The organism is Chromohalobacter canadensis, assembly GCF_029544075.1.
Classification (GTDB): domain Bacteria; phylum Pseudomonadota; class Gammaproteobacteria; order Pseudomonadales; family Halomonadaceae; genus Chromohalobacter; species Chromohalobacter canadensis_A.
Genome location: NZ_JAJQJH010000003.1, coordinates 230,913 through 246,016, shown reverse-complemented (window position 1 = coordinate 246,016; position 15,104 = coordinate 230,913). Strand labels below are relative to the sequence as shown.

Sequence of the window (15,104 nt, the reverse complement as noted above, 5' to 3'; positions counted from 1 at the left end):
CAGACGCCATCCATCATCGTTAACGCCGCACGCCAGCCAAAGCGTGCGGCATCGCATGGCATCGCCCCGTCACGCGCAGGTGGACAGGACGATGCAAGTTTGTTTGCTCACAATACGCTCAGATGCGGCCTTCCTCGACCGCATGACACGCCACCTGGTTGCCATCGTCGGTGACGATGAGCTGGGGGACTTCCTGACGACAGCGCTCCATAACATGCGGACACCGGCCATGAAAGACGCAGCCCGAGGGTAGGTGAACCGGCGTGGGCACCTCGCCGGAAAGGCGTACATGCTCGGGACGATCGTCTTCGAGACGGGGAATCGCCGAGAGCAGCGCTTGCGTATAGGGGTGCTTGGGCCTCGCGAACAGCGAGCGTGTATCGGCTAGCTCACACACCGTCCCCAGATACATGACCGCAACGCGTGTGCCGAAATGCTCGACAACCGCTAGGTCATGAGTAATGAATAGGTACGTCAGGTGACGTTCGGCCTGCGCGTCCATCAGCAGGTTAAGCACCTGTGCCTGGATCGACACATCGAGCGCCGAGATCGGTTCATCGGCGACGATGAACTCAGGGTCGACGGCCAACGCCCGGGCAATCGCGATCCGCTGGCGCTGGCCGCCGGAAAACTCATGCCCGAAGCGTTTGCCCCATTCCGGATCTATGCCCACCGATGCCATCACGTCGGCCACCTTGTCCTGGACCTGCGGTGTCGTCCAATCCGGGTGATGAAAGCGCAGGGGTTCTTCCAGCGTCTGTTGAATCGTCATACGCGGGTTAAGCGAGGCATACGGATTCTGGAAGATCATCTGCATGCGCTGACGATAGGGCAGAAGCTGCTTGCCACGCATGTTATCGATGCGCTGACCGTCATAGCTAATTTCCCCGGCGCTGGGGGACAGCAACCCCATGACCAGCCGTGCCACGGTGGACTTGCCACAGCCAGACTCTCCGACCACGCACAGCGCTTCGCCCCGATGCACGGTGAGATCAACACCGTTGATGGCATGCACCTGCTCATTACGCCGCACCAGGCGGCCCTTTTCGAAGTGCAACTGTTCGAGAAATCCGTCGGCCAATGGGAAATGCTTATACAGCCCACGGATTTCCAGCAGGGACTCGGCCCCCGCGTGTGTCTGTGACGCGGTCGCGGGTGATGCTTGGGTGGCAACGGCGTTCATGAGGCCTCCTTGGCGAGCATGTCACGCACCATGTGGCACGCGACGTCGCAATTTCCCGAGGTGACGAACTCGGGGACCTCTTCGAGGCAATCGCGGCGCGGCTCCCCCGAAGCGTCGTAGCGATATTGGCAACGTGGATGAAATGCACAGCCGCTCGGTGTATTGGCAAGTGATGGCATCGAGCCGGGAATCTGATTGAGACGGCTGCCTGGCGTGGTCATCTGTGGCAGAGCATTGAGCAAGCCTTGCGTGTAAGGATGCTGGGCATCGTTGATGATCTCGCGCGTTGGGCCCTGCTCAATGACGCGTCCGGCATACATGACCAGCGTACGCTGAGTCATCTGGCTGACCACGCCCAGGTCGTGGGTGATCAACACCAGCCCCACGTTGTGCTTCTCGCACAGCTCACGCAGGAGCGTCATGATCTCGGCTTGAATCGTCACATCCAACGCCGTGGTTGGCTCGTCAGCGACGATGATATCCGGGTCCAGCAGGAGCGCGATCGCAATGATGATTCGCTGGCGCATGCCTCCGGAGAGCTCGTGAGGATACTGATCCAGACGCGTTTCCGGCGATGGGATATAAACCTGCTTGAGCTTGTGCAGGGCGATGGCGCGCGCTTCGCGTGTCGAGATACGCCGATGCGCTTTGAGGCTCTCGACCATCTGCTCGCCAATGGACAGCACGGGATTGAGCGTCATCATCGGATCCTGAAAGATCATCGAGATCCGGTTACCCCGCACTCGGCGCAGCTCGCGTGCCGACATTCGCGCCAGGTCATTACCCTCGAAGCGAATACTGCCGTCGGCGATATACCCCGGCTTGGCGATAAGATTGAGCAATGTGAACGCGGCCACCGATTTGCCCGCGCCGGATTCGCCGACAATGCCCAGGCGCTCGCCGCGATCCAGCGTGAAGCTGACGTCGCGCAAGGCGCGCACCTCACCTTGGCGCAGGGCGAAGCGCACATCGAGATTGGAAACTTCGAGTAAAGCCATGTGCGTTACCCCTTGTAGAGCCGAGGATTCATGACGTCGCGCAGCCAGTCACCAAGCAAGTTGACCACCAGCACCAGCACCACGAGGACCGCGCCGGGGATCAGAGTGATCCACCAGGACCCGGACTGGAGATAATCGAAACCGGACTTGATCAATGAGCCCAGAGAAGGCTGGGTTTCCGGCATACCCAAGCCCAGAAAGGAGAGGGCAGCCTCGGAAATGATGGCGTTGGCGATCTGCACGGTCGAGATGACGAAAATCGGCGAGAGCGTGTTGGGTAAGATGTGGCGGAACATGATCCGACGGTCGCGATAACCCATGACGCGAGCGGCATCCACGTATTCCTTGGAACGCTCAGCCAGCACGGAGGCACGCACCGTGCGGGCGTATTGCGGCCATTCGGCAAGCCCGATGATCAACACCAGCAGCCAGACGGCGTAGTCGCTATACACGGCACCGCCGAAAACTGCCTTGAACAACGCTCCGACGATGATGGCGACCATCAGCGTCGAGAACGATAGCTGAATATCCGCCAGACGCATCAGAAACGCATCGATCCGGCCGCCCAGGTAGCCTGCCAACAGGCCCACGGTGACGCCGATCAGCGCCTGGAGCATCACCGCCCCGAAACCGATGATCAGCGAGACGCGTGCGCCATAGAGAATCGTTGACAGCAGGTCACGCCCCTGGGCATCGGTGCCCAAGGGGAAGAGGGCATCCGCCCCGTCGATCCATATCGGAGGGAGCTCGGAGTTAAGGATATTGATCTGAGTGAGATCGTAGGGGTCCATCGGTGCAAGCCACGGCGCGCATACCGCCCCCAAGAGGATGCACAGGAAAATGGCCAGACAGAATTGCGCGATCCAGTCACGCTTGAAGCTGTAGACCAAGTAAGAATTACGGAAACGCTTCCAGCGGGAAGGCGTTGTTGCAGTCGTTGTCGTCATGCCGGCTTCCCTGTCAGTTTCACGGTCGGATTGACCAGACCGTAGATCAGGTCAACCAGCGTGTTGGTGACCACGAAGATCAAACCAACGATCATCAGGTAGGTCACGATGAGCGGAATATCCGAGCGCTGGATGGCTTCGAGGAACATCAGCCCCATGCCTGGCCACTGGAAAACGGTCTCGGTCAGGATCGTGTAAGCCACCATAGTGCCGAGCTGAACGCCGCCGACGGTAATGACCGGCAACATGGTGTTCTTGAGGGCATGCACGAAGTAGATACGCTTGAGCGAGATACCCTTGGCCGTGGCGAATTTGACGTATTCCGACTGCAGAACCTCGAGCATTTCGGCGCGTATCAGTCGAATGAACAGCGGCAGCATGATCGACGCCAACGAAACGGCAGGCAGCACCAGGTACGTCAGACCATCGAGAGAGAAGAAGTTGCTATCCCAGGTGCCAAAGAGGTGCGTCAAGTCATTGCCGCGACCGTATGATGGCATTCCGCCTTCGGTGGACAGCAAACCGTTGAGCCACTGCCCCCATCCCGTCTCCGCCGGAAACGGCGAGAAGTCGACGCCGATCGCGAATAGTTGGATCAACATGATGGCTGTCAGGAAAACGGGGATCGAAATACCGATGATGGACACGCTCATGAAAAAGCGTGACAAGGCCGATCGCGGGCGTATCGCACAGTAGACCCCGATGGGCACCGAGAACACCACGATGATGAGTGTTGCGGCAATCACCAGTTCTAGCGTCGCCGGTAAATGGCGTTGGATGACCTCTGTCGTCGGCTCGTTGAAAAAGTACGAGTAACCGAAGTCGCCTTGCAGGGCATTGGTCGCGAAGCGACCGTACTGCACGAGGAAGGAGTCATTGAGCCCCAGCTCTTCTCGCAGTTCGGCCCGTTGGCTCTCCGGCACGGACTGTCCCACCATCTGCTGGATGGGATCGCCCAGATTGCTCTGGATGGCGAAACTGATAACGCTGATGACGAACATGACCACGAAGGCATGCATCAGTCGCTTGATCAGAAAAGCGATCATGGATGGCGTGTCCTGTTAAACGGGCATCTCCGTCCCATATCCTGAGTAGGTTGGGCCGGAGAAACATCGTGGATGGGAATAGAGCAATGCCGCCCGATGGCGGCATTGCATGGTCGCGCTCTTATTGCTCGACGACGAGATCCCCGAGATACGGGAAGTTCATGACGTTCACCACGGGCTCGAGCTTGACGTTTTTCTTCGCCGCCCAAGCGAGATCCTGCCAGTGCAACGGCATGAAGGCGGCATCGTCATAAAGCGCTTGCTCAACCGCCTGCAGCATCTCGGCACGCTTGGCGCGGTCCGTCTCAACATTCGCCTGCGCCACTTTCTCGTCGAGCTCCGGGTTACAGTAGTTGGCCGCGTTGTACTGGCCGGCTCCCGTCTCGGGGTCCGGGCACTCGGTGAGATACTGGAACAAGTTGGCGGAATCCTCTGTATCGGCGTGCCAGCCGATCATCATGATGTCCGCGGCGCGGTCGTCGAACTCCCCCCAATACTGAGCTTTGGGTAGCGTTTTGAGATCCACGTCGACATTGATGCGCGACAACATCGTGGCCACCGCTTGGGCGATCTTGGCGTCGTTCACATAGCGGTTGTTGGGCGCCATCATGGAGACCGAGAAGCCATCCTCATAGCCGGCTTCTTTCATCAGCTCCTTGGCTTTCTCGACGTCGTAGCGCGGCTCCAGGCTATCGTTATAACCGTCATAGCCCTTGGGCGAGAGTTGCGCCGCGGGAGTCGCAAAGCCTTTCATCAACCGGTCGGCGATAGCCTGTTGATTGACTGCGTAGTTGAAGGCCTTGCGGACACGTGGATCCTCGAACGCTTCCACACGCTTCTGGTTGAGCTGCATGAGGATGATGCGGGTGCCCGACATGGTGGTCAGCTCAACATTCTTGTCGGCTCTAACGCGTTCCAGATCATTGGGCGGCACGGGCGCTATGAAATCGACATCTCCGGACAGCAATGCCGATACACGTGTGGCGTTCTCGCCGATTGGCGTCAGCACGAGCCGGTCGACATTGCCCGGGGAGTCTTTGTCCCAGTAGTTATCGAAGCGTTCGAAAACGATCTTGACGCCTTGCTGGCGGGACACGACCTCGTAGGGGCCAGTACCCGATGAGTTCCGTGATGCGAAGGAATCGCCATTCTTGACGATTTCATCCTTGGGATCGCCGTCTTCCGTCTCGCCCGAGTAGTACTCGCTATCCATGGGGAAGATATAGGTCGCGAGGTTGAGAACGAGCGGGTAGGGCTTATGCGTCTTTATTTCGACGGTGTGCTCGTCGATAGCGGTTGCCGAAGCGATGGGATCGAAGATCGCCTTGAAGTCAGCACTACGCTTCAGACGGTTGATCGTCCACACGACATCCTTGGCGGTGAAGTCATTGCCGGTGTGGAACGTGACGCCGTCACGCAGCGTGAAACGCATGGTGGTGTCATCGATGCGTTCCCAATCGGTGGCCAGGCGCGGCTCGAACTTGACGTCTTTCGTCCAGCGTACGAGGGGATCGTGCGTTAGATGCGAAAGCTGCAGGATGCCGCCAGAGAGTTGTTCATGAATGTCCAACGACACCGGGTCGGCATCATAAGCCATACGCAATGTCACGGGGTCGCTATCGCTGGATGAATCTTGCGCCAGTGCGGGTAGGGGAAGCACAACGGAGGCGCCCAGCAGCGAGGCCAGGAGAGTCTTCTTATCGATCATGTTGAAGCCCTATTGTGTATTGTTATGCGACGAGAATCGTCAGCTTCAACATAAAGAGCTTTGTGCGACGACGACAATCGAAATCTTGATGGTCGCCATTCGTCAGATGAATAACACTGTCCTGGCAGCTTCCTGCTCGTGGTCAATATCAGCGCGCGACGCGATCGAAACGGTGTATGTGCGAGGCTTCGTCGAGTTGCGATACCGTGCACTCAAGATCGGTCACACAGCCATCGGTCAAGCCGTAGACCCAGCCATGCACCGATAGCTTCTGTCCCCGCTGCCAGGCACGCTGCACGACCTTGGTGCGGCACAGGTTGGCTACTTGTGCGCGCACGTTGAGTTCGCACATCCGATCGACCTTTTCGTCGAACGATAGCGGCGCGAGGGCTTCGCGGTTGACGCTGTATAACTCGCGTACGCTGTGCAGCCAATAATCGATCATGCCGTTGTCACCATCGGCGATTGCGGCCCGCACGCCACCGCAGCCATAGTGGCCTACCACCATGATGTGCTCGACCTGCAGCACATCAACCGCGAACTGCACCACCGATAGCGCGTTCATGTCATTGTGGTACAGCAGGTTGGCCACGTTGCGATGCACGAACACTTCACCCGGGGGTAAATCGATGATCTGGTTCGCGGGTACGCGACTGTCCGAGCAGCCGATCCATAGATAATCGGGATTCTGCTGATGCGACAAGCGCTCGAAGAAGTCCGGGTCACGCTCCCGCACGCCGGCGGCCCATTGGCGGTTCTGTTCCAACAGCTTCTTGATATCGCTCATGTAAATCTCTTCATGCAGGGGGTATCCAAGCAACTTTTACCCCCTGTGCTACCAAGCGTCAATCTAGCCCCTCCCTGAGCGTTCACCGGACTGTTATCATCTGCGTCATCGAAAAGTCAGGAGATCGACGTGGCTCAGTACGATTACGAACTATTTGTCATCGGCGCAGGCTCCGGTGGAGTACGCGCCGCACGCACGGCGGCTGCTACGGGGGCGCGCGTCGCCATCGCCGAGGACCGCTATCTGGGGGGCACCTGTGTGAATGTCGGGTGTGTGCCCAAGAAGCTTTATTCCTATGCGGCTCATTTCCATGATGCCTTCGAGGATAGCGCCGGTTTCGGCTGGACGCTGCCCGAGGCACCACGCTTTGACTGGGCTACGTTGCGCGACAACAAAATCGAGGAGATCAAGCGTCTCAACGGCATCTATGGGCGTTTGCTCGAAGGCGCCGATGTCATGTTGCTCAATGGTCGCGCTCGGATTACCGGACCTCATAGCGTCGAGATCAACGGCGAGACGGTCTCCGCCGAAAAGATTCTAGTTGCGACCGGCGGCTGGCCCTGGGTTCCCGATATCAAGGGCGCGGAACACGCCGTGGACTCCAATCGCGTCTTCGATCTGGAGACCTTTCCAGAGCGTTTCCTGGTGCTCGGCGGCGGTTATATCGCAGTCGAGTTCGCCAGTATCTTCAACGGGCTCGGTAGCGACGCGCACCTGGTCTACCGTGGCGAGCTGTTCCTGCGCGGCTTCGACCGTGAAGTCCGTGAGTTCACCCGTGACGAGATGCAGAAGAAGGGCGTCAATCTGCACTTCGAAACCACCATCGAGCATATCGAGCCGGTCGGCGATGCCTACCGTGTGAGCATGACCAACGGCGAAACGCTGGAAGTGGACGTCGTGTTGGCGGCCACCGGACGACGTCCAAACCTTACCGGTCTGGGGCTCGACGAGCTGGACATCGCGCTCAACCCCGATGGCACCGTGAAGGTTGATGAACGTTATCAGACCTCCGAGCCATCGATCCTGGCGCTGGGCGACGTGACCGGTGGCCCCGAGCTTACCCCCGTGGCGCTTGCCGAGGCCATGCACCTCGTTCAGCACCATTACGGGGATACGACACCGGGGCCTTTGGATTACCAGGACATCGCCACAGCCGTGTTTTGTCACCCCAATATCGGTACCGTTGGTCTGAGCGAAGAAGAAGCTCGCGAACAGTGCGAGGGTGGGGTGCGCATCTATCGCACCGACTTCCGTCCCATGAAGCACACGCTCTCGGGCAGTCAGGAACGTTGCTTGATGAAGTTGGTGGTCGACGACGTGACCGACCGTGTGGTCGGCGCTCACATGGTGGGCGACGATGCCGGCGAACTCATCCAGGGGATTGCCATCGCCGTGCGCGCACGCCTGACCAAGACCGACTTTGACGCCACGGTGGGCATTCATCCCACGAGTGCTGAAGAGTTCGTCACCATGCGCTCCTTGTCACGTCGCTAGCGATGTGATGCAGTTTCGGATAGCAAACGGGCCACCTCGGTGGCCCGTTTGCGTTGATACCCGACAACGAGGCCTCTTCATGCAATGCATGCATACGACTCATGATTGACTAGACTAAGAGCAGTCGTGGTTACATAAGCTTAGGATAGCGGCGCTTGTCATATACGCATATCCGGTTATAACGTGTGTTTATGTGATAGCGACATGACGATAATGGCTTATTTGATCAATTCATAAGCCGCTGTTATTATTGCGAGCACATTCGCCATTAGCGAAAAATGGATATGACACCCACGACCGAGAACTTCACGCCTTCCGCCGATCTCGCGCGTCCTAGCGTCGCCGATACAGTGATTGGCAGTGCACAGAAGACTCTTTTCATCCGTAAGCCCACGACCGATGATGGGTGGGGAATCTACGAGCTCGTCAAAGCGTGCCCCCCCTTGGATGTCAACTCGGGATACGCCTATCTATTGCTCGCGACGCAGTTTCGCGACACCTGTGCTGTCGCCACGGACGAAGAAGGGGAGATCGTCGGTTTCGTCTCCGGTTACGTGAAGCGCAACGCGCCGGATACCTATTTCCTGTGGCAAGTGGCCGTGGGGGAGAAAGCTCGCGGGACGGGCTTGGCAAGGCGTCTCGTCGAAGCCGTCCTGATGCGCCCTGGGATGAGCAGTGTCCGCCATCTCGAAACTACCATCACACCCGATAATGAGGCATCGTGGGGACTGTTCAAGCGTCTTGCCGATCGTTGGCAGGCACCGCTTAACAGTCGCGAGTATTTCTCCACGGGGCAGCTGGGTGGCGAGCACGATCCGGAAAATCTTGTCCGAATCGGCCCGTTCGAGCCGCAACGTATTTGACCCGCTTAAAGAGGCAATCTATGCAGACTGAGATTCTCGAACGTATGGAATCTGAAGTTCGGACCTATTCGCGTTCGTTTCCCACCGTTTTCACCGAAGCCAAGGGTGCCCGTCTGCACTCTGAAGACGGTAAGCAGTACATCGACTTTCTCGCGGGCGCCGGCACGCTGAACTACGGTCACAACAATCCCCACATCAAGCAGGCGCTGGTGGATTACATCGCGTCCGATGGCATCGTGCATGGCCTCGACATGTGGAGCAAGGCCAAGCGCGAATATCTGGAAACCCTCGAAGAGGTGATTCTCAAGCCGCGTGGGCTGGACTACAAGGTTCAGTTGCCAGGGCCGACAGGCACCAATGCCGTCGAAGCCGCCATTCGCATCGCGCGCAATGCCAAAGGGCGTCATAACATCGTCGCCTTCACCAATGGTTTCCATGGGGTCACCATGGGGGCGCTGGCCACCACCGGTAACCGCAAGTTCCGTGAAGCCACCGGTGGTATCCCGATGCAGGGCGGAAGCTTCATGCCCTTCGATGGCTACATGGGTGAAGACACCGACACCCTGAGCTATTTCGAAAAGCTGTTGGGCGACAACTCCAGTGGTCTCGACATTCCCGCCGCCGTGATCGTCGAAACGGTGCAGGGCGAGGGCGGCATCAATCCGGCCAGCATTTCGTGGCTACAACGTCTGGAAAAAATCTGCCGCGCCCACGACATCCTGCTGATCATTGATGACATCCAGGCGGGCTGCGGACGTACCGGCAAGTTCTTCAGCTTCGAGCATGCCGATATCAAGCCGGACATCGTCACCAATTCCAAATCATTGTCAGGCTACGGGCTGCCGTTCGCACATGTGCTGATGCGCCCGGAGCTGGATATCTGGAAGCCCGGCCAATACAACGGCACATTCCGTGGATTCAGCCTTGCGCTTGTGACGGCCGCCGCCGCCATGCGCCACTTCTGGAGCGACGATACCTTTGAGCGTGATGTGCAGCGCAAAGGCGGTATCGTTGAAGAGCGCTTCCAGAAGATCGCTACCTTCATGACCGAGAAAGGGCACAAAGCCAGTGAACGTGGCCGTGGCCTGATGCGTGGTCTGGATGTCGTCGACGGAGATATGGCCGACAAGATCACAGCCCAGGCCTTCCAGAACGGCTTGATCATCGAAACGTCGGGTCACTCCGGCCAAGTCGTAAAATGCTTGTGCCCGCTGACCATCTCCGACGAAGATCTCAATGGAGGTCTGGATATCCTTGAGCGAAGCGTCAAGGAAGTTTTAGGTTAAGCCGGAATGCATTGTTCGTTAGTCCACTAAGTTGTCATTGTCACATGCGTTACAGTGGACATTGGATGCGGCCCGCGAGATCGCGGGCCCTTTATTGAGACCATAGAGGATTGCGCTACATGATCGTCCGTAACCTGGAAGAGTGCCGCAAAACCGAGCGTTTCGTTGAAGCCGATAACGGCAACTGGGATAGCACGCGACTGGTGCTGGCCAACGATAACGTTGGCTTCTCGTTCAACATTACCCGTATTCATCCGGGCACTGAGACACACATTCATTACAAGCATCACTTCGAGGCGGTTTTCTGCTACGAAGGCGAAGGCGAAGTCGAAACGCTGGCCGATGGCAAGATCCATCCCATCAAGGCCGGCGACATGTACTTGCTCGACCAGCATGACGAGCACCTGCTGCGTGGCAAGGAAAAAGGCATCACCGTAGCATGCGTGTTCAATCCTGCCTTGACCGGCCGCGAAGTGCACCGCGAAGATGGCTCCTACGCGCCAGTCGACGAATAAGCGCTAGCGTCTAGTACATCCGCAAAACGCTGCCTTATCCGGCAGCGTTTTCTTTTGTGCGTGAGTGGGCGGTGAAACCGGCGAAGACGCTGCTCAACACTATGATGGGCCGCTCAACACTATGATGAATCGTGTTGGTGATTGTACCCATAAAGACAAACCCTCGAGTTCGCATAATATATATTATGTTAAATTATATGTTTTATCTTGTGTCAATAATGGACATCCCAGCAACCAACTCCGTATGATCAAGCGCGATTTTGTTCAGGCGCCTGAGTCCCACGCCCTCTCGTTTCGTTTCTAATGCGTTGCCAAGAAGGCCCTCGACAGGAAGATGCTATGCGCTCCCGCTCGTTATTTCTTTCCGCTTTGTGCGTTGGTGTGCTGACACTCGCAGGTTGCGCCGTACCACAAGCGACACATCATCACACCGACGGCTTGACCGAGACAGCTTTCAATCAACGCTTGGAGAGCCTAGAAAACAACCTGGCGTTACGCTGCTCGACTCAAACCGAGCTGTTACGCGTTCAAGCCAAACGTACGCAGCGCATCGATGACGATGTACGGGCTAATGGCAGGCTGTTGCGTCACTTACGCGCCGATGTCGAGAATATTGGTCAAGAACCTCGCGTGGTGACCACGTGTCCCATCGAGCGCAGCGATACTGCCAGTAAAGAAATGCTGGGCCGCAATGAATGGGTCGGCTTCCCCACGGTGGGTACTTATCTCAAGGCTCGGGTCGACTCCGGGGCCAATACGTCATCGCTGTCGGCGCGCGATATCACCGAGTTCGAGCGCGATGGCGACGACTGGATACGCTTCAAGCTGTCTCTCGAGGACGAAGAACCCGTTGTCGATGCCATGCGCGATGAATGGATCGAGGCGCCGGTGACGCGGCGCGTCAAGATCATCCAGGCCTCGGGGACGGAAAGCCGCCCTGTCATCAGCCTGTTGATGACACTTGGGCCCCTCAAGCAGCGTGTCGAGTTTACGCTCAACGATCGCTCACATCTCAGCTATCCCGTACTGTTGGGACGGCGCTTTCTCATGGATATCGCGCTCATCGACGTCAGCCAATCCTATATCCACCCCCGGCCGGAATATCCCGGCGGCGCTAGCGCAGCGGATGCCGAGAAAGATCAGCAGGACAACGATAGCGAGGAAGAAACTCGCTGAGTCGGCGCCGCATGGCGCACCTCGATAACCTTTCAGTGGATGGCGTCATAGCGACGCCGCCTTGTCGACAAGGATAATGCATGTCTCGAGTGCCCTTTTACCTGTTGGTCGGCGCATTGCTGGTCATCGGTATCGTCTTGACCATCTTCCGGCATTTTCACTATGACGTGCCCTTCATGCCGGGCGAGCAACGGCAGATATGGGAAGTCGAGGCACAGGTCAATTTCGACGCCGACAACGGTCCCGTCAGGGTCGATCTTGCCCTGCCCACCAATCAACCGGGCTTTCGTCTACTGACCGAAAATACTGCCTCCTCAGGTTATGGGCTGTCGTATCTACGCGACGACAATGCACGTCATGCACAATGGGCGATTCGCCAGGCCAATGGGCCGCAACAGCTTTACTATTCTGCGCAATTCCTGGTGACCAAGGGCGAAGAGGCCTTCTTGGCGGCCCCACCGGCGCTACAACAAGATATTGCTTGGGCACGCCCCTACGACACGGCGGCGCGGGAAGTAATCGATCAGGCACATACGCGTTCCGCAGATGCCTTCACGTTCACGCGTGAGTTGATCAAGGAATTCACCGATCAACGCCAGGGAGAAAACGCCCGACTCCTGCTCTCGCAATACGAGCGCCCTGTCTTGCTGACGCGCCTGCTCAATCAAGCCAACGTTCATGCGCGCATCGTCAATGGCTTGACGCTGGAAGACGGCCGTCGCCGACAGGCGCTAACCTCGTGGCTGCAAGTGTTCGAAAACGACAAATGGGTACTGATCAACCCTCGGACGGGAGAACAAGGCAAGCCGAAGAATCTGCTGCTGTGGGAAGCCCAAGGCAATGCTGTGCTCGAAGTCCAAGGGGGCAGTGACTCTCATGTGAGTTTCTCGATGCTGCGCCATAACGAGCCGGCATCGGTCGCGGTACGCAACCAGTTCGCCGACGATACCCTGCTCAACTTCTCCATTCACAGCTTGCCCATCGAGGAACAAGCGCTCTTCAAGACGATCCTGCTGATCCCCATCGGCGCGCTGGTCGTCGTGCTGCTTCGTGTGCTCGTGGGACTCGAGACATCGGGCACCTTCATGCCGGTATTGATCGCGCTGGCCTTCATCCAGACGACCTTGATCACCGGCCTGGTCGGTTTCCTGCTGGTCGTCGCCGTGGGTCTGGTGATTCGCAGCTATCTATCGCGGCTCAATCTATTACTGGTGGCGCGAGTGTCGGCGGTGATCATCACGGTCATCGCCATCATTTCGTTATTCTCTGTCATGGCCTATCGCTTCGGTCTCAATGCGGGACTGACCATCACCTTCTTCCCGATGATCATCCTCTCGTGGACTATCGAACGGATGTCGATCCTGTGGGAGGAAGAAGGTCCCAGGGAAGTCCTCAAGCAAGGGTTCGGCAGCCTGCTGACCGCCGTGCTGGCCTACCTGGCCATGAACAATCCCTGGGTACGCCACATCACCTTCAACTTCCTGGGCGTACAGCTGATTCTCATGGCCATGATTCTGCTGCTGGGGAATTACACCGGGTACCGTTTGCTGGAATTGCGGCGCTTCCAACCCTTGGCGAAGGATGACTGACATGTGGGCCACTCCAGCCAGGTTGCAAGCCAAGGGCGTCATCGGCATGAACCGCCGCAACATACGTTATATAGGCCGCTATAACGATCGTCGGCTCTATCCCCTGGTCGACGACAAGCTGCAGACCAAGCTCCTGGCCAAGCGCCATGGCATCACCACGCCGGACTTGATCGGGACCGTAAGCACGCAGTTCGATGTGAAGCACGTCGTCGAGATAGTGAAAGATGCCCCCGGCTTCGTCATCAAACCGGCCAAGGGCAGTGGCGGCAAAGGCATTCTCGTCGTCGAGCGCCAACAGGATGGTGGTTACATCAAGCCCAGTGGTGCGCGTATCGAGCGCGTCGATCTGGAACGTCATGTATCCAACATACTGTCCGGGCTTTATTCGCTGGGTGGCACGCCCGATGTCGCCGTGATCGAGTCCTTGATCGCCTTCGACGAAGTCTTCGCCGCCTACACCTACGAAGGTGTGCCGGATATTCGTGTCATCATTTTTCGCGGATATCCGGTCATGGCAATGATGCGCCTTTCCACGGCGGCCTCGGATGGTAAAGCAAACCTGCACCAGGGCGCGGTCGGCGTAGGGCTCGACATCACTACGGGTGCGGCCTTGCGTGGCGTGCAGTTCAATCGCCCTCGCGAAGACCATCCCGACACAGGCCACGGACTAGCCTCCTTGTACGTGCCCGGTTGGGATGCCCTGCTCCACCTGGCCGCCAGTTGTTATGAAATGACCGGACTCGGTTACTTGGGCACCGACATGGTGCTCGACCGCCACCACGGTCCGATGCTGCTCGAGCTCAATGCGCGCCCGGGGCTGGCCATTCAGATGGCCAATGGCGAAGGGCTACGGCGGCGGCTGGATCTGATCGAGAAGCAGGCCGAGACACGCTCGGTCGAAGCACGCGTCGCGTTCGCGCAGCGGCATTTCGCGCGCGAGGGAGAACTGGCCAGTTCCGCCTGATCGGAGCGGAAGACGGAGCGTGTCTGGCCCCGCCCGGGGCAACGGCGTAGAATGCCCCGCACTACCGAGAACGATGGTGTTGCGATGCTCGACTCCCATGCGCTACTGACTCAGGCGGAACGCCAGTGCCACAAGCACGGTGCGCGCTTCACCCCGATACGGCGACGTGTCCTGGAAATGATCGCCACCTCGCCTGGCGGCCTCAAGGCCTATGACCTGCTTGACCGTCTCGCCACGGAGCATGCTTCGGCGCGCCCCCCGACCGTCTATCGCGCTCTAGAGTTTCTCATCGAGCAAGGCCTGGTCCATCGCATCGAATCGCTCAACGCCTATGTTGCCTGCCCTTGTCCCGAGCACGCACATGGCTTCCAGCTGCTCATATGCCGTTCGTGCGGTCGGGTGGAAGAACTGCACCTCGACGACGTCAACGAGCAGTTGACCCAGGTAGCTCGTCAACAAGGCTACCGTATCGAGCGGCAAACCATCGAACTGCTGGGGCTGTGCGCGTCCTGCACCGCGCAGGCGTCCGCTTAACTCATCCAACGCCA

General features: G+C 58.2%; 14 protein-coding genes. 8 read left to right on the top strand and 6 right to left on the bottom strand.

The genetic code is table 11. The annotated features are described in order from the left end of the window. Nucleotides 1-118: 118 nt before the first annotated feature. From LUN51_RS07345 to can, 6 genes are all read right to left on the bottom strand, one after another. Nucleotides 119-1,183 (bottom strand): ABC transporter ATP-binding protein, encoded by a 1,065-nt coding sequence (locus tag LUN51_RS07345; protein ID WP_175575874.1) that lies wholly within the window; start codon nt 1,181-1,183, stop codon nt 119-121. Beyond that, a complete protein-coding gene (locus LUN51_RS07340) occupies nt 1,180-2,181 on the bottom strand; it encodes an ABC transporter ATP-binding protein (RefSeq protein ID WP_075369307.1) in 1,002 nt (333 codons plus the stop codon). Before LUN51_RS07340 ends, LUN51_RS07345 begins: the two co-directional genes overlap by 4 nt. A 5-nt stretch (nt 2,182-2,186) precedes the next feature. After that, nucleotides 2,187-3,128 carry an ABC transporter permease gene (locus tag LUN51_RS07335; protein ID WP_040241139.1) on the bottom strand — a complete coding sequence of 314 codons (942 nt, stop codon included), beginning with the start codon at nt 3,126-3,128 and terminating at the stop codon, nt 2,187-2,189. After that, nucleotides 3,125-4,174 (bottom strand): ABC transporter permease, encoded by a 1,050-nt coding sequence (locus LUN51_RS07330; protein ID WP_246895259.1) that lies wholly within the window; start codon nt 4,172-4,174, stop codon nt 3,125-3,127. Before LUN51_RS07330 ends, LUN51_RS07335 begins: the two co-directional genes overlap by 4 nt. A 121-nt stretch (nt 4,175-4,295) precedes the next feature. Beyond that, entirely contained in the window at nt 4,296-5,882 is a 1,587-nt protein-coding gene (locus tag LUN51_RS07325; protein WP_277810738.1) for an ABC transporter substrate-binding protein, read from the bottom strand. 148 nt (nt 5,883-6,030) lie between these two features. Beyond that, nucleotides 6,031-6,669 (bottom strand): carbonate dehydratase, encoded by a 639-nt coding sequence (can, locus tag LUN51_RS07320; RefSeq protein ID WP_277810737.1) that lies wholly within the window; start codon nt 6,667-6,669, stop codon nt 6,031-6,033. Between the two features lie 129 nt (nt 6,670-6,798). Between can and gorA the strand changes: the two genes are divergently transcribed. From gorA to LUN51_RS07280, 8 genes are all read left to right on the top strand, one after another. Beyond that, a complete protein-coding gene (gene gorA, locus LUN51_RS07315; protein WP_277810736.1) occupies nt 6,799-8,163 on the top strand; it encodes a glutathione-disulfide reductase in 1,365 nt (454 codons plus the stop codon). Nucleotides 8,164-8,447: 284 nt separating this feature from the next. Further along, entirely contained in the window at nt 8,448-9,026 is a 579-nt protein-coding gene (gene ectA, locus LUN51_RS07310; RefSeq protein WP_277810735.1) for a diaminobutyrate acetyltransferase, read from the top strand. Between the two features lie 20 nt (nt 9,027-9,046). After that, nucleotides 9,047-10,312, top strand: coding sequence for a diaminobutyrate--2-oxoglutarate transaminase (gene ectB / locus LUN51_RS07305; RefSeq protein WP_277810734.1), 1,266 nt, complete (start codon nt 9,047-9,049; stop codon nt 10,310-10,312). Between the two features lie 119 nt (nt 10,313-10,431). Then, nucleotides 10,432-10,827, top strand: a complete 396-nt coding sequence (locus LUN51_RS07300; RefSeq protein ID WP_075369299.1) for an ectoine synthase — start codon at nt 10,432-10,434, stop codon at nt 10,825-10,827. Between the two features lie 339 nt (nt 10,828-11,166). Further along, the gene (locus LUN51_RS07295; RefSeq protein WP_277810733.1) at nt 11,167-12,003 is read left to right on the top strand and encodes an ATP-dependent zinc protease family protein; all 837 of its coding nucleotides are present in this window, start codon (nt 11,167-11,169) and stop codon (nt 12,001-12,003) included. Nucleotides 12,004-12,083: 80 nt separating this feature from the next. After that, nucleotides 12,084-13,592 (top strand): inactive transglutaminase family protein, encoded by a 1,509-nt coding sequence (locus tag LUN51_RS07290; RefSeq protein ID WP_277810732.1) that lies wholly within the window; start codon nt 12,084-12,086, stop codon nt 13,590-13,592. A gap of 1 nt (nt 13,593) precedes the next feature. Then, nucleotides 13,594-14,556 (top strand): alpha-L-glutamate ligase-like protein, encoded by a 963-nt coding sequence (locus LUN51_RS07285; RefSeq protein ID WP_075369277.1) that lies wholly within the window; start codon nt 13,594-13,596, stop codon nt 14,554-14,556. 84 nt (nt 14,557-14,640) lie between these two features. Beyond that, nucleotides 14,641-15,090, top strand: a complete 450-nt coding sequence (locus LUN51_RS07280) for a Fur family transcriptional regulator (protein ID WP_277810775.1) — start codon at nt 14,641-14,643, stop codon at nt 15,088-15,090. The last annotated feature ends 14 nt before the right edge of the window (nt 15,091-15,104 follow it).